Below are 15,325 nucleotides of genomic sequence, written 5' to 3'. Positions count from 1 at the left end.
CGCCAGCCCGCAGGCTGGCGTTTTGCATCGGGCCCACGGCCCCTCAGGCCGCCAGACGCTCCATGCGTCCGTCCAGGTGCTGGCCGAACCACTGCAATTGCGAAGCCAATCCCGCCACCTCGCCCACGATCAAGAGCGCCGGCGAACGGATCGCGTGCTCGGCGGCCAGCGCCGGCAATTGCTCCAGCGCGCCAGACAACACCCGTTGCTCGGGCCGGCTGCCGTTCTCGATCAGCGCGAACGGCGTGTCCGCCGAGCGGCCGTGGGCCAGCAGGCGGCTGGTCAGCAGATCCAGCTGCCCCACACCCATGTAGAAGGCCAGGGTCTGTTTTTCACGGGCCAGCGCGGGCCAGTCCAGGTTGTCCTCGTCTTCGCGGCAATGCGCGGTGACCAGGCGGACGGACTGGGCGTGTTCGCGGTGCGTCAGCGGAACGCCGGCATAGGCGGCACAGGCCAGCGCGGCGGTGATGCCGGGCACTACTTCATAGCGCACGCCGTGCGTGCGCAGGTATTCCAGTTCCTCACCGCCACGCCCGAAGATGAAGGCGTCGCCGCCCTTGAGCCGCACGACGCGGCGGCCGGCGCGCGCGTGCTCGACCATCAGCCTGTGGATGCGGGCCTGGGTGGCGTTGTGGTCCTCGCCGGGCAGCTTGCCGACCGATACGCGCTCGGCGTCGCGGCGCGCCAGCGACATGACGTCGGCGCTTACCAGGCGGTCATGCAGGATCACGTCGGCCTCGTTCAGCGCGCGCAATGCCTTCAGCGTCAGCAGGCCGGGGTCGCCGGGGCCAGCGCCCACCAGCACCACGCTGCCGGCGTCGGGCGCCCGCGGCGCCGCCAATGCCGCCGCCAGCGCGGCTTCGGCCTGGGCCGGCTGCTGCTGGCGCAGGAAGCCGGCCACCGGGCCGTCCAGCAGCCAGTCGTAGAAGCGGCGGCGCGCGCCCAGGTCGGGATGACTGGCGCGGATGCGCTTGCGATAGCTGGCGGCCAGCCCGGCCAACTGGCCCAGGGTGTGGTCGAACAGCGATTCGATGCGTTCCCGGATGCGCCGCGCCAGCACCGGCGCCACGCCGGACGAGGAAATCGCGACGATGACCGGCGAGCGGTCGACGATGGACGGCACCTGGAAGGACGACAGTTCGGGATCGTCCACCACGTTGCTGAAGATGCGCCGGACGGCGGCGGCCTCCGAGACGGCGGCGTTGGTCTCGCGGTCGTCGGTGGCCGCGACCGCCAGCCAGACTTCGTCGAGCCAGGCGGGATCGAAGCGGCCGGACAAATGGCGGATGCGGCCTTCGGCGGCCAGCGCGGCCAGGGCGGGCGTCAGTTCCGGCGCGCCCACCAGCACGTCGGCGGAGGCTTCCAGCAGCGACAGCGTCTTGCGTTCGGCGACGCCGCCGCCGCCCACCACCAGGACCAGCCTGTCTTTCAGATCGGCAAAAATCGGGAAAAGCTTCATGAATGCCAGCCTCGGGCGTACCCGGCATAGTGTCGTTGGATCATAGGAAGGGGGCTTCATCCCCACAACTTTTGATTTCTTTGTTCCATATAACCAAAGCTTATTAAGTGGATTTGCCCAGCCAGGCGCTCATCTCCACGACCTCCCGGGCGACCTCGCCCAGCCGCTTCTGGCTTTGCATGGCGCGCTGGCGCAACAGGCCGTGGGCCTCATCCTCGGAAATCGACCGCGCCTTCATCAGGATGCCCTTGGCCTTTTCCACCCATTGGCGGTCGGCCAGGCGCAATTGCGCGTCGCGCAGTTCTTCGCGCCGCGACTTCTCCATGGCGAAGCGCTCGATCGCCACCGTCAGCAGCGGCTCGATGCGTCCGGCAGGCACGTCGCCCACCACGTAGGCGGCGACCCCGGCGCGCAAGGCGCTGCGTATGGTTTCGCGGTTGCCGTTGTCGGTGAACATCACGACCGGGCGGTCGCTGTGTTCGCTGGCGACGCACACGTTCTCCAGCGTGTCGCGGCCGGGGGCGTCGCTGTCTATCAGCACCACGTCGGGCGCGGCCTGCGCGATGGCGGCGGCCAGATCCATGTCCGGCGCCATTTCGGCCACGACATGTACGCCCGCTGCGGCCAGCGTCTGCCGCAGCGACGCCGCGCGTCCTTCGCCATCGTTGAGCAGCATGACCTTGAGCATGAGATTCCCCTCTGATGCTTCCTGTCATGCAAGTTCCATGCCATCGCATTCTTCGACGACGGCCAGTCGGTGCGCACAGCGCCGGAGCGCGCCTGGCACACGGATGGTGCGCTGCCGCAACCGACGGTGCACCAAGTTGGTTCGCACCCCGTTTCATGCCTTGCCCGCTGGCCCGGCGCGATGCGGAGCAGCGCTAGTGCAGGCGCGGCCTGGCGGCGAGCCAGGCAATATCCCATTCTTTCTGGCACGCCATTTGCTTCAGTGGAAGCGGGCGGCCAACGAAGGTCGGCCCACGCAACGCGCCGCAATCAGCGGCAAGGGACAACGACGTTCCGCAGCGCCACTGGATGGAAATCCATGGCGCGCGGGACGTTTTTTTTTGCCAGGAGCCATGCATGACGCCATCGACCCATAGCCCCTCCACCGACGCCGCCGCGGGCGGGGATCTCAGCGCCAACGCCGCACGCCGCAAGTGGCTTTGCGGCACGGCGCGCGCGGTGGCCGGCGCCAGCCTGCTGTCGCTGGTCGATCCGCTGGTGCGGGCCGGCGCCTGGGCCGCCGGCACCGACGCGCCCGAGAAGACCGAGGTCAAGATCGGCTTCATTCCGCTGACCGATTGCGCTTCGGTCGTGATGGCCTCGGTACTGGGCCTGGACAAGAAGCACGGCGTGACGATCACGCCGTCCAAGGAAGCGTCCTGGGCCGCCGTGCGCGACAAGCTCATGAACGGCGAGCTGGACATGGCCCACGTGCTGTACGGCCTGGTCTACGGCGTGCACCTGGGCATAGGCGGGCCGAAGAAGGACATGGCCGTGCTGATGAGCCTGAACCAGAACGGCCAGGCCATCACGCTGTCGAACAAGCTGCTGGCGGCGGGCGTGCGCGACGGTGAATCGCTGGCCAAGCTGATGGCGTCCGACAAGCGCGAATACACCTTTGCCCAGACCTTTCCCACCGGCACGCACGCGATGTGGCTGTACTACTGGCTGGCGACCTACGGCATCCATCCCATGAAGGACGCCAAGGTCATCACCGTGCCGCCGCCGCAGATGGTCGCCAACATGCGCGTGGGCAACATGGACGGCTATTGCGTGGGCGAGCCCTGGGGCGCGCGCGCCATCCTGGACAAGATCGGCTACACCGCCGTCACTTCGCAGGGCATCTGGACCGACCACCCCGAGAAGGTGCTGGGCACGAGCGCCGACTTCGTATCGCGCCACCCGAACACGGCGCGCGCGGTGACCGCCGCCATTCTTGAGGCCGGCAAGTGGATAGACGCCTCGCCCGCCAACCGCCAGAAAACCGCCGAGACCATCGCTGCCAAGTCCTATGTCAACACGGACGCCAGCGGCATCGTCGACCGCATGCTGGGCCGCTACGACGATGGGCTGGGGAAAAGCTGGACGGACGAGCACGCCATGCGCTTTTACGCCGACGGCGCCGCCAATTTCCCATACCTGAGCGACGGCATGTGGTTCCTGACGCAGCACAAGCGCTGGGGGCTGCTGAAGGAACATCCCGATTATCTGGCGATGGCGAAACAGATCAACCGGATCGACCTCTACAAGCAGGCCGCGCAGGCCGCCGGCGCGGCGTTGCCGCCCAGCGAGATGCGCACTTCGAAACTCATCGACGGCGTGGTCTGGGACGGCAGCAATCCTGCCGCCTACGCCGACGGATTCAAGGTCCGGGCCTGAGCGCCGATACAAAAGGGGCATGCAATGTCTGACGCAACGAGTATGAGCCGCGGCGATGAACTCCTCGTCCTCTGGCGCGAACGTCTGGAGTCCGCGTTGCGGGCCGTGGTGGGGCCCGTGGCGGGCTTCGCGCTGTTTGTGCTGGTGTGGCAGGTGGTGGCGATGCGGATACCGGAAATCCCCACGCCAGGCGTGACCTGGCGCGCCGCCGTCGAACTGTTTTCCGATCCGTTCTACGACAACGGCCCCAATGACAAAGGCATAGGCTGGAACCTGCTGGCATCGCTGCAGCGCGTGGCGCTCGGCTTCGGCCTGGCCGCGCTGGTCGGCATCCCGGCGGGTTTCGCCATCGGCCGCTATGCGGCGGTGCGGGCGATGTTCTCGCCCATCGTCAGCCTGCTGCGGCCGGTGTCGCCGCTGGCCTGGCTGCCGCTTGGACTGCTGCTGTTCAAGGCGGCCAACCCGGCCGCCATCTGGGCCATCTTCATCTGTTCGATCTGGCCGATGATCATCAACACCGCGGTCGGCGTGGCGCGCGTGCCGCAGGACTATCTGAACGTGGCGCGGGTGCTGAACCTGTCGGAATGGAAGGTGACCACCAAGGTGCTGCTGCCTGCCGTGCTGCCCTACATGCTGACCGGGGTGCGCCTGTCGATCGGCACTGCGTGGCTGGTGATCGTGGCCGCGGAGATGCTGACGGGCGGCACGGGCATCGGCTTCTGGCTTTGGGACGAGTGGAACAACCTGAAGGTGGAGCACATCGTCATCGCCATTTTCGTGATCGGCATCGTCGGGCTGCTGTTGGAAACTCTATTGGTTGCCCTGGCCCGCCGCTACACCTACACCGAGGAATAGCGCCATGAAGAAATACGTACGCATCGAGCGCGTGGGCCAGACGTTCAATACCCGCAAGGGCGCTTTCGTGGCGCTGCGCGACATAGACCTGACCGTGGAGCAGGGCGAGTTCATCACGCTGATCGGCCATTCCGGCTGCGGCAAATCGACCCTGCTCAATCTCATCGCCGGCCTGACCCGCCCCACCAGCGGCGTGCTGCTGTGCGCGGAACGCGAGATCACCGGCCCCGGCCCGGACCGCGCCGTGGTGTTCCAGAACCATTCGCTGCTGCCCTGGCTGAGCTGCTTCCAGAACGTATATCTGGCGGTGGAGCGGGTGTTCGGCGCCAAGGAGAAGCGCCCGCAGTTGGTCGAGCGCACACGCGCGGCGCTGGACCTGGTGGGCCTGTTGCCGGCGCAGAACAAGCTGCCGCGCGAGATTTCCGGAGGCATGAAGCAGCGCGTGGGCATTGCGCGCGCCCTGGCGATCGAGCCGGGCGTGCTGCTGATGGACGAGCCCTTCGGCGCGCTCGACGCGCTGACCCGCGCGCACCTGCAGGACGAACTGCTGAAGATCGTCGCCAAGACGCGCACCACCACCGTCATGGTCACGCACGACGTCGATGAAGCCGTGCTGCTGTCCGACCGCATCGTGATGCTGACCAACGGTCCGGCCGCGACCATCGGCGAAATCCTGCCCGTGCCGTTGTCCCGTCCGCGCGACCGCGTGCGGCTGGCCAATGACGCGGCCTATCTGGCGTGCCGGGCCGCGGTGGTGGACTTCCTGCACCGCCGCCATGGCAACCCCGAGCGCTCGCAGGCGGCGCTCCAGGCCAACGCGGCGCTGGATGCCGACCCGCAGCCGCTGGCCGAGGCCGGGGCATCGCGCGCAGCCGCGTAGGGGCCGTCATGGAGGCGAAGCAGAAGCTGGTGGTGGTCGGCAACGGCATGGCGGGCATACGCACGCTGGAAGAACTGCTGAAGCTGACGCCCGATCTGTACGAGATCACGGTATTCGGCGCCGAGCCGCATCCGAACTACAACCGCATCCTGCTGTCGCCAGTGCTGAGCGGCGAACAGAGCTTGCGGGATATCGTGCTCAACGATGAGGACTGGTACCTCCGCCACGGCATCCGCCTGTTGTTGAACCGCAAGGTCGTGGGCGTCAACCGCGCCCGGCGCATCGTGCTGGCGGACGATGGGTCCGAGACGCCCTACGACCGGCTGCTGTTGGCCACCGGCTCGAAGCCGTTCATCCTGCCTGTGCCGGGCAGCGATCTGGACGGCGTCGTCGCCTTTCGCGATATCGGCGACGTGAACCAGATGATAGAGGCGTCCTCGCGCTACCGGCACGCGGTGGTGATAGGCGGTGGCCTGTTGGGCCTGGAGGCCGCCAACGGCCTGGCTGCGCGCGGCATGGATGTGGCCGTGGTGCATTTGGGGGCATCGCTGCTGGACCGGCAGCTGGACGGCGGCGCCGCGGCCATGCTGCGCCGCGGGCTGGAAGTGCGCGGCCTGAAGTTTCTGCTGGGGCGCCAGACCCGCGAGATCCTGGGAGGGGCCGACGGGCGGGTGCGCGCGCTGCGCTTCGCGGACGGGGAAGAGATTGCGGCGGACCTGGTGGTGATGGCGGTGGGCGTCAGGCCCGACACCGAACTGGCCGAGCGCTGCGGCCTGCATGTGGACCGCGGCGTGGTGGTCAGCGACACCTTGCAGACCTATGACCCGCGCATCTACGCGGTGGGCGAATGCGTCAGCCATCGCGGCACCGCCTACGGCCTGGTCGCGCCCCTGTACGAACAGGCGAAGGTGGCGGCCAACCATCTGGCGCTGCACGGCATCGGCCGCTACGAAGGCAGCGTGACGTCGACGCGGCTCAAGGTCACCGGCATCGATCTGTTTTCCGCTGGCGATTTTGCCGGCGGGCAGCAGACCGAGTCGATCACGCTGGCCGATACACCAGGCGGCGTCTACAAGAAACTGGTGATCCGCGACGACAAGCTGGTGGGCGCCTGCCTGTACGGCGACACGGCGGATAGCGCCTGGTATGTGCGCCTGATCCGCGAGGGCCGGCGCATCGGCGCATTGCGCGAGCGGCTCATGCACGGCGAAGGCGCCGCGGAGGAATAGGAAATGGATGCACCCATGGCTCGCCTGATCGATAGCGTGGACGCGGCGCCGCAAGGCGTGCGCGAAGTGGCGTCGGTGTGCTGCTATTGCGGCACCGGCTGCGGCGTGCGGGTGCAAACGCGCGATGGCGCGGTGCTCCGCGTGCGCGGCGACGAGCAGCATCCGGCCAACCATGGCAAGCTCTGCAGCAAGGGCCTGGCGCTGGCGGACACGGTGCGGCGCGACGGCGCGCGCGTGCTGTCGGCGCAATGGCGCGAGACGCGCGCCCACCCCCCGCGCGCCATCGCGCTGGACCAGGCGCTGGATATCGCGGCGGCCAAGCTGGCCGACACCATTGCGCGGCATGGCCCGGACGCCGTGGGCTTCTACCTGTCGGGGCAGTTGCTGACCGAGGATTACGCGGTCTTCAACAAGCTGGCCCGCGCGCTGGCCGGCACCAACAACATCGACACCAATTCGCGCCTGTGCATGTCCAGCGCGGTCTCGGGCTACAAGCGCACGCTGGGCGCGGACGCGCCGCCGGCCTGCTACGAGGACCTGGACCTGGCCGACACGGTGCTGATCGCTGGCTCCAACATGGCCTATGCGCATCCCGTACTGTTCCGGCGGCTGGAGGCCGCGCGGGCGCGGCGTCCAGGCATGAAGGTCATTGTCGCGGATCCTCGGCGTACCGACACCGCGGCCTTCGCCGACCTGCACCTGCAATTGGCGCCGGGCACGGATGTGGCCATGTTCCACGCCATGCTCAATGTCATGGAGCAGGAGGGGCTGCTGGACCACGGCTACATCGAGCGGCATACAGAAGGCTTCGAGCCCCTGATGGCGCGCGCTCGGCGGTACACCCCGCAAGCCGCGCAGGAGATCTGCGGCGTGCCGGCGGAGGACATCGTCCAGGCGGCGCGCTGGTTCGGCGCGGCCGGCGCGACGCTGTCGCTCTACACCATGGGCTTGAACCAGTCGGCCAGCGGCACCGACAAGAACGCCGCCCTGATACATCTGCATTTGGCGACCGGGCAGATCGGCAAGCCGGGCGCGGGGCCGTTTTCGCTGACGGGGCAGCCCAACGCGATGGGCGGGCGCGAGGCGGGCGGCATGGCCACGCTGCTGCCGGGCCATCGCGATCCCGCGTCGGCGGCCGACCGCGAGGCGGCCGCCGCGCTGTGGGGCGTGGACGCCGTGCCGCGGGCGCCGGGCGCCACCGCGCTGGATATGTTCGACGCGGCGCGCGAAGGTCGCATCAAGGTGCTGTGGATCGCGGCCACCAACCCGGCGCAGTCCCTGCCGGATCAGGCCCGGGTGCGCGCTGCGCTGGAGCGCGCCGAGTTTGTCATCGTGCAGGAGGCGTACGCGGGCACCGAAACCCTGGCCTATGCGGACCTGGTGCTGCCCGCTGCCACCTGGCCCGAGAAGTCCGGCACCGTGACCAACTCGGAGCGCCGCATCAGCCGGGTGCGCGCGGCGATCGATCCGCCCGGCGACGCGCAGCCGGATTGGCGGCTGGCGCAGGCGGTCGCGCTGCGCCTAGCTGCCCGCATGGCCCCGCACAAGGCGGCGCTGTTCGCCTACCGGGATGAAAGCGAGGTCTTTGCCGAGCATGCCCGCACCACGGCGGGCCGGGACCTGGACTACAGCGGGCTGGATTACGAAACGCTGCATGCGTACGGACCGCAGCAATGGCCGTACCGGCAAGGTCAGGGCACGGCGCGCCTGTATGCCGATGGCGTGTTTCCCACGGCCAGCGGACGCGCCCGTTTCTGCGACGTGGATTACCGTCCGGTCGCCGAAGCCGCTACGCCGGAATATCCGCTGCGGCTCACCACCGGCCGCCTGCGCGACCATTGGCACACCATGGCGCGCACGTCGCTGGCCCGCGTGCTGACGCAGCATGTCGAGGAACCCTGGGTGTCCATGCATCCCGAGGACATGCGCCGGCTCAAGCTGGACCCCGGCGCGCTGGCCAGGCTGGCGTCGCGCCGGGGTAGTGTGGTGCTACCCGTGCAGGCGGACGATACGCTGACGCCGGGACAGGTGTTCCTGCCCATGCATTGGGGCAGCGCCTACATGGCGGGGCTGGGAGTGAACGCGTTGACCAACCCGGCCGCCGATCCCATTTCGCGCCAGCCGGAACTCAAGCACAGTGCCGTGTCGGCCGTACCGGCAGGCCTGCCATGGCAGGCCGCGGGCTGGCTGCAGGGCGACAGCGCCATGTTGCGCGCGCGGCTGGCGCCCTGGCTGGGACGCTTCGATTACGCGGTGGTCCTGCCGGCGGGCGCGGGTGGCGTGCGGATGCGCCTGGCGGCCTGCGCCGCGCCGCCGGCAGAGGTCCTGGATGCGATGGCGGATGCGCTGGACCTGCACCTGCCCGACGTGGCTTTCGACGATCCCGCGCGCGGCCAGATGCGCAGGGTGAGGGTGGAGCAAGGCGCTTTGCGCGGCTTTCTGCTGACAGGTGATCTGCGGGCGCAGGATGCGCTGTTGTCCTGGGCCGGCGGCGGCGACGCGCCCGCCAGCGTGGCGGCGCTGCTGACCGGACGGATTGCGGGCGCGGTCCGCTCGCGCGCGGTCTGCGTCTGCAACGGTGTGAGCGAGGCCGCGATTCTTGCCGGTATCGCCCGGGGCTGCGATCTGGCGGCCTTGAAGACTGCGCTGGGTTGCGGCACTGGCTGCGGTTCCTGCGTGCCGGAGATCCAGGTTCTGATCGGCCGCGCCGCGCCCGCCGCCGCGCCGGCGTAGCCGCTGCCAGCGTGGTCGCGGCCGACACGTTCCGACACGCGCCGCGTCTCGCAACCGGTGTAGTATCAAGCCAGCCATGCGCCAGGCGCGGGCGGTTTTCATCCGGATTCATGGAGTGGCTTGTGACGATGCGAAAAATGGCATCCCTGATTTTTACGGCGGGCGCGCTGGGCGCGGCCGCCGCGGCGCAGGCCGGCGTGTGCGATGCGCAGTTCATGCATGACGGCGGCACGGTGCAACTGACCGGCACCGGCAATCTGGCGCTGGGCGCCGACCTGTCTTTCGCCGAAGTTACAAAAAGCAATGGCGACAACTGCCGCGCGCGCGTGCAGGGCGTGGCCACGTTCAGCTATGCGGGCCTGCCCCCGGGAAAGTCCAAGCTGGATTACCTGATGACGGTCAAGGGCGGCCAGGCCACCTTCCTGCGCTATGCCACCGCGGGCGAGGCGCCCAAGCCTTCCGAAGGCCAGTTCGACCTGCGCATGCTGGGTCTCTTCGCCTATGACGGCAAGCTCAGCGCCGGCCAAAAATTGCCTGGCTCGTCGTTCCGCCTGAAGATCGGCAAGGAAGCGCCCGTCGGCGGCCAGCCCAGCACCACGGTGCGCATCGGTGAGAAGACCGTGGGGCAGAAGGCTGCGGTGAATACCGCGCTGGGCTCGCAGTCTTGCCATCCGATCACCTACACCCGCAATTCCGATCCCACCATGGCCACGTTTCAGGGCCTGACGATCCCCATCCCGGGCATGAACACCACCGTGACGGACTGGTACTGTCCGGCGATCAATCTGGTGATGAAGCAGGACATCGATCAGGGCGGCGTCAAATCCGCCGTTGAGATTACGCAAATCAAGTAGCACACCGTAGCAAGCGCGCCGTGTCTCCCGCATGGCGGCTGGTATGATGGTTCCGTCATTGACACACAACAGGAGCTCAAATAATGGCCACGAGAAAATCCGAAGAAGTCGCAAAAGAAAAACTCATCGACAGTGTCAAGTCCAGCCTGAATGACGCCGAAAGCCTGCTGCGCGAAGCCGCCAGCAGCACCGGCGACAAGGCCAACGAATTGCGCGACCGCGCGCTGACGTCCTTGAAGCGCACGCGCGAAGCGCTGTACGAAGCGCAGGACGCCGTGCTGGAACGCGGCCGCAAGGCTGCCCGCGCGACCGACGACTACGTGCACGACAATCCCTGGCAAGCCATCGGCATCGCAGGCGTGACCGGCCTGCTGCTCGGCTTGCTGATCAGCCGCCGCTGATAGGGCAGGACATCCGGGCGGGCGGCGCGGGCGCAAGACCGCGCTTCCCGCCCGGCGTCCTTTTCAGCCATGGGTCTACGAAAATCTGTTTTCGGCGTTGCCTCCAGCGTGGTCGGGCTGTTGCGCACGCGCCTGGAACTGCTGGCGCTGGAAGCGGCGGATGAAAAAGCGCGCTTGCTCAAGCTTTTGGGCATGGCGTTTGCTGCGCTGCTGTTCCTGACGCTGGCGGTGCTGGTCTTCACCGTCACGGTCGCGGTGGCGTTCTGGCCCACTGAAGACCGCTACCTGGCCCTGGGCCTGTTGGCGGGCTTCTATGGCCTGGTCGGCGTGGCCTTGCTGGTTGCAGTGCGCCGCGGGCTGGTCTACGGCGCGCCGCCATTCGCCGCCACGCTCGAGGAACTCGGGCGCGACGCCGAATTGCTGGAGCGGGTGCGCGACGCGCAAGACGACGACGAAGGGCAGGCGCGCCGGCGCGAGGAGGGCTGAAACATGACGAAAAGGTCTCCCACCGTCGACCGCGCCGTGCGCATCGAGCTGCTGCGCGCCCGCGCAGCCATCGAACGCGAATCGCTGGCGCAGAGCATCGCGGCCACCGGACGCAAGCTGGAACCGGCCGCGCTCCTCAAGGGGCTCTTGCCCGGCCTGGCTTCGGGCGGCGCATCGCGCTGGGCCTTGCAGGCGATCAGCCTGGCGCGCCGCTATCCCATCGTCAGTTCATCGCTGTCCGCCATGATCATGCGCGGCGGCAAGCGCTCCAAGCTTTTGAAGATCGCCGGCGGCGCCTTTGTCGGCTGGCAATTGTTCAAAGCCTGGCAGAACTCGCGCCGCGATGATGATCCGCCAGATGACAGGCGCTGAAGCTATGGCGTTGCCCAACAAGAAGCCTGCCTTGAAAAAGGCAGGTTTTTTTATGCCTGGATTCAGCGCTACGCTGTGCTGTTCGAGCCAGGCCGAGCCATAAAGCAAAAGCCCCGGCTCTAGGCCGGGGTGGGAATCAGGTCTTACATGATGGGTCGTAGGCTTGCGTCCATTGGAAGCCATCACCAACCTTAGAGGGATTGTATTTAGGTCCACCCGCGGTCGTCAACGGCGGTGGCCTGTTCCTTCTTCCAGGCTTGGCGCCATGCCCCACACATTGCAGTACCGCCCGCTATTGATCGATGCGCTCATCAGCAACGAGCGCATCAACAGCTATCAGAGCGTATTCAACCCTGCGAACGACGTGGAACTGATGGGGGCCTACTTGTGGAATGCACATGCCTGCGGTGCGTTGTACCCGCTTATGGGCGCGGTGGAAATCAGCTTGCGAAACGCCATCGACCGGGCGCTGGTCGCGGATCTGGGGCGGTTCTGGTGGGCGGGTGGCAAGCTGCGCTACCGCTCCTACGCGCCCGGCACGGATACGCCGCATCCGGTGCAGGCGGTGCGGAACAACTTCGCCAAAGCGACCCGCAACCATGCTTCCGAACAGCGCCGCCGCCACGCAATGCGCGGCAATGTGATGCCGCAGCATCATGGCGTCATCGCCAAGACTGAATTCTCGACCTGGGAATTCCTGCTGGATGCCGAGTTCATGGGACGCGGGTTGATCTGGCCCAAGCACCTGTCCGCCGTGTTTCGCGGGGCGTGGCCGATGCGTCAGGCGGGAGGGATGCTGGCCCATGTGCAGGATCTGGTCGCCACGTTGCGCGACTTTCGCAATCGCCTGTTTCATCATGAACCGGCATGGAAGCGGTACGGCGTGCTGAGCGAGACGGACGCCTTGCAGCACTTGCAGGAAAAGACCGCCAAAGCGGAAAGCCTGTTGACGTTGATCCACCCCGAAAATTTGCGATTGTTGCAAGCCAATGGTCTTTTACGGGATGCGCAGCGGGCCTGCACAGCGTCGGAAATCAGACGCTTTCAGCATCTGGCGCAAACGCATCGGATCAATTCGTTGGACACACTGAACGAGTTGGTTACGCGCAGCGCTCGGGAGAACAGAGCCTTGATCGCCCGGCTGCATCAGGGGCAGGATCAGCGCTTCCTGATCCTGCCGCGATAACGCCGGTCCCGATACGAGAGGCTGGGCAGGATTACAAGCCCAACTGCCCCCACATCTCATCCACGCGTTTCTTGACGTCGGCATCCATGGTGATGGGAGTACCCCATTCCCGATTGGTTTCGCCGGGCCACTTGTTGGTGGCGTCCATGCCCATCTTGCCGCCCAGGCCGGAGACCGGCGAGGCGAAATCCAGATAGTCGATGGGCGTGTTTTCCACCAGCAAGGTGTCGCGCACCGGGTCCATGCGGGTGGTCATCGCCCACACCACTTCCTTCCAGTCGCGCGGATTGATGTCCTCGTCCACCACCACGATGAACTTGGTGTACATGAACTGGCGCAGGATGCTCCACAGGCCGAACATGACGCGCTTGGCGTGGCCGGCGTACTGCTTGCGGATCGACACCACCGCCAGGCGGTAGCTGCAGCCTTCCGGCGGCAGGTAGAAGTCCACGATCTCGGGCAGTTGGCGGCGCAGCAGCGGCACGAAGACTTCGTTGAGCGCCACGCCCAGCACGGCCGGTTCGTCGGGCGGTTTGCCAGTGTAGGTGGAGTGGTAGATGGGATTGCGCCGCATCGTGATCCGCTCCACCGTGAAGACGGGGAACCAGTCCTGCTCGTTGTAGTAGCCGGTGTGGTCGCCGTAGGGGCCTTCCAGCGCCATTTCGTAATCGGTGTTCGGCGGCGGGTTGACGCCTTCGGGCACGACGGGCGCGATGGCGCGCGGGTCGGAGGACGGCAGCAGATGGCCTTCCAGCACGATTTCGGCCCAGGCCGGCACGGACAGATCGCTGCCCAGCGCTTTCGCGACCTCGGTGCGGGAGCCGCGCAAGAGGCCGGCGAACTGGTATTCGGACAGGCTGTCGGGCACCGGCGTGACCGCGCCCAGCGTGGTGGCCGGGTCGGCGCCCAAGGCCACGGCGATGGGGAAGGGCGTGCCGGGATGCGCCAGGGCGTGGTCGCGGAAATCCAGCGCGCCGCCGCGGTGCGACAGCCAGCGCATGATCAGCTTGTTGGGGCCCAGCAATTGCTGCCGGTAGATGCCCAGGTTCTGGCGGCGGGCGTTGGGGCCGCGCGTGATCACCAGGCCCCAGGTCAGGAGCGGCGCCACGTCGCCGGGCCAGCAGGTCTGGATCGGCAGGCGGTTGAGGTCCACGTCCTTGCCTTCCCAGACGATTTCCTGGCAGGCGGGACTTTTGACGTTCTTGGGGCTCATGTCCCACAGCGCGGACTTCAGCATCGAGACCTTGGCCAGCGCGTCGCGCAGGCCTTTGGGCGCTTCGGGCTCGCGCAGCGAGGCGAGCAGTTCGCCGATGTCGCGCAGGGCGCTGACGTCGTCGGCGCCCATGCCGCGGGCCACGCGGGCCGGGGTGCCGAACAGGTTGGCCAGCACCGGCATCTGCGCCGGCTGGCCATTGTGCCGCGCGTTTTCGAACAGCAGGGCAGGCCCTTCCGCGCGCAGGACTCGGTCGGATATTTCAGTCATTTCCAGCCGGGTGGACACCGGCGCAGCGATGCGTCGGAGCTCGCCCATGCGTTCAAGTTGGGCGATGAAGTCTCTAAGGTCGCGGTATTTCACTACAGATCCCAGCTATTTGGTTACATATTGGGTAGACAGAGAGGTTAACATTGACTCCCTCTTTTTTAACGCAGGAGGTTTTATGCCCGATGCGTCAGTGGCCAGCCTGTTCCGAAGCCTGGCCCAAGGAGTGCACCAATATCTTGCCGAGTCCCTGCGCATTTGCTCCGTTTATCTGGGCATTGCGGTCATTGTGACGGTAAGCATGGGATTCGCCCTGCCTGGTTTGCGCGACCAGGCATTGCAAGTGCACAAAGCCTTGTTGACCGCCCTAGCGCCTTCATCCATGCAAACCGGCACCGAATCCGAAGCCGGTTCCGAACTGGGTTCCGACATGTCGTCGGCAATTGCCATGGCCGTTCCCAACGCCCCCGCCAGCAACGCCACCGGCATGCTGGGGCCAGCCCGCGTCGCCCCTCCGGCGCCCAAGCCTGTCGCCATGACCGCCACCGGTCCGCAGGCGGAAGCCTTGCGCAACTATATTTCGCGCAAGTACAAGGTCGCCTATGACGCCACCGGCCCGCTGCTGAACGTGGTGTACAAGGTCAGCCGCGAAAAGCAGCTGGATCCGTTGTTGGTGCTGGCCGTGATCGCCATCGAGTCCCGCTACAACCCGCTGGCCGAAAGCCACGTGGGCGCGCAGGGGCTGATGCAGGTGATGACCAGCGTGCACCAGGAAAAATTCGACGCGGTCGGCAAGACCGCGCTGGACCCGGCCGCAAATATCGGGGTTGGAGCCACGATCCTGCGCGATTGCATCAATCGCCGCGGTTCGATCGATGGCGGCCTGGCATGCTACGTCGGCGCCACGGGACCGGACGACAATGGCTACGGCGCCAAGGTGCAGGCGGAACGCCGCCGCCTGGCGCTGGCTTCCGGGATCGCGCTGGCGCGCGATTGATCGCCGTA

General features: G+C 67.0%; 13 protein-coding genes and 1 pseudogene. 11 read left to right on the top strand and 3 right to left on the bottom strand.

The genetic code is table 11. The annotated features are described in order from the left end of the window. Positions 1 to 43: 43 nt before the first annotated feature. Entirely contained in the window at positions 44 to 1,459 is a 1,416-nt protein-coding gene (gene cysG / locus ACZ5YA_RS14970) for a siroheme synthase CysG (protein WP_118933868.1), read from the bottom strand. A gap of 103 nt (positions 1,460 to 1,562) precedes the next feature. After that, positions 1,563 to 2,147: an ANTAR domain-containing response regulator gene (locus ACZ5YA_RS14965; protein ID WP_059380225.1), complete on the bottom strand. Its 585-nt coding sequence runs from the start codon at positions 2,145 to 2,147 to the stop codon at positions 1,563 to 1,565. Positions 2,148 to 2,542: 395 nt separating this feature from the next. On the opposite strand from ACZ5YA_RS14965, the gene ACZ5YA_RS14960 reads away from it, so the two are divergent. From ACZ5YA_RS14960 to ACZ5YA_RS14915, 10 genes and pseudogenes are all read left to right on the top strand, one after another. Beyond that, positions 2,543 to 3,844, top strand: a complete 1,302-nt coding sequence (locus tag ACZ5YA_RS14960; protein ID WP_118933869.1) for a CmpA/NrtA family ABC transporter substrate-binding protein — start codon at positions 2,543 to 2,545, stop codon at positions 3,842 to 3,844. 24 nt (positions 3,845 to 3,868) lie between these two features. Next, on the top strand, positions 3,869 to 4,699 hold the full coding sequence (ntrB, locus tag ACZ5YA_RS14955) for a nitrate ABC transporter permease (protein ID WP_464092706.1): 831 nt from the start codon (positions 3,869 to 3,871) through the stop codon (positions 4,697 to 4,699). 4 nt (positions 4,700 to 4,703) lie between these two features. Beyond that, positions 4,704 to 5,579, top strand: a complete 876-nt coding sequence (locus ACZ5YA_RS14950; RefSeq protein ID WP_118933870.1) for an ABC transporter ATP-binding protein — start codon at positions 4,704 to 4,706, stop codon at positions 5,577 to 5,579. Positions 5,580 to 5,587: 8 nt separating this feature from the next. After that, positions 5,588 to 6,790 (top strand): annotated as a pseudogene (locus tag ACZ5YA_RS14945) (NAD(P)/FAD-dependent oxidoreductase); the annotation flags it as partial. Between the two features lie 21 nt (positions 6,791 to 6,811). Then, positions 6,812 to 9,541, top strand: coding sequence for a nitrate reductase (locus ACZ5YA_RS14940; protein ID WP_464092705.1), 2,730 nt, complete (start codon positions 6,812 to 6,814; stop codon positions 9,539 to 9,541). Between the two features lie 128 nt (positions 9,542 to 9,669). Next, positions 9,670 to 10,395 carry a hypothetical protein gene (locus tag ACZ5YA_RS14935; protein ID WP_373429137.1) on the top strand — a complete coding sequence of 242 codons (726 nt, stop codon included), beginning with the start codon at positions 9,670 to 9,672 and terminating at the stop codon, positions 10,393 to 10,395. 83 nt (positions 10,396 to 10,478) lie between these two features. After that, positions 10,479 to 10,796, top strand: a complete 318-nt coding sequence (locus ACZ5YA_RS14930) for an ElaB/YgaM/YqjD family protein (RefSeq protein ID WP_013395739.1) — start codon at positions 10,479 to 10,481, stop codon at positions 10,794 to 10,796. Between the two features lie 69 nt (positions 10,797 to 10,865). Next, complete coding sequence (locus ACZ5YA_RS14925) at positions 10,866 to 11,282, top strand: phage holin family protein (RefSeq protein ID WP_464092704.1); 417 nt, start codon at positions 10,866 to 10,868, stop codon at positions 11,280 to 11,282. Between the two features lie 3 nt (positions 11,283 to 11,285). Next, entirely contained in the window at positions 11,286 to 11,654 is a 369-nt protein-coding gene (locus tag ACZ5YA_RS14920; RefSeq protein ID WP_059380219.1) for a hypothetical protein, read from the top strand. 265 nt (positions 11,655 to 11,919) lie between these two features. Then, complete coding sequence (locus ACZ5YA_RS14915; RefSeq protein WP_280016069.1) at positions 11,920 to 12,840, top strand: CAAX protease; 921 nt, start codon at positions 11,920 to 11,922, stop codon at positions 12,838 to 12,840. A gap of 31 nt (positions 12,841 to 12,871) precedes the next feature. Here the strand turns inward: ACZ5YA_RS14915 and ubiD are convergent, their stop codons facing one another. Next, complete coding sequence (ubiD, locus tag ACZ5YA_RS14910; RefSeq protein ID WP_059380217.1) at positions 12,872 to 14,416, bottom strand: 4-hydroxy-3-polyprenylbenzoate decarboxylase; 1,545 nt, start codon at positions 14,414 to 14,416, stop codon at positions 12,872 to 12,874. Positions 14,417 to 14,498: 82 nt separating this feature from the next. On the opposite strand from ubiD, the gene ACZ5YA_RS14905 reads away from it, so the two are divergent. Beyond that, positions 14,499 to 15,317 carry a lytic transglycosylase domain-containing protein gene (locus ACZ5YA_RS14905; RefSeq protein WP_059380216.1) on the top strand — a complete coding sequence of 273 codons (819 nt, stop codon included), beginning with the start codon at positions 14,499 to 14,501 and terminating at the stop codon, positions 15,315 to 15,317. Positions 15,318 to 15,325 lie beyond the last annotated feature (8 nt).

The organism is Achromobacter sp. JCM 18799, from assembly GCF_055395645.1.
The sequence above is the reverse complement of the archived record's forward strand: the minus strand, read 5'-3'. Positions and strand labels throughout refer to the sequence as shown.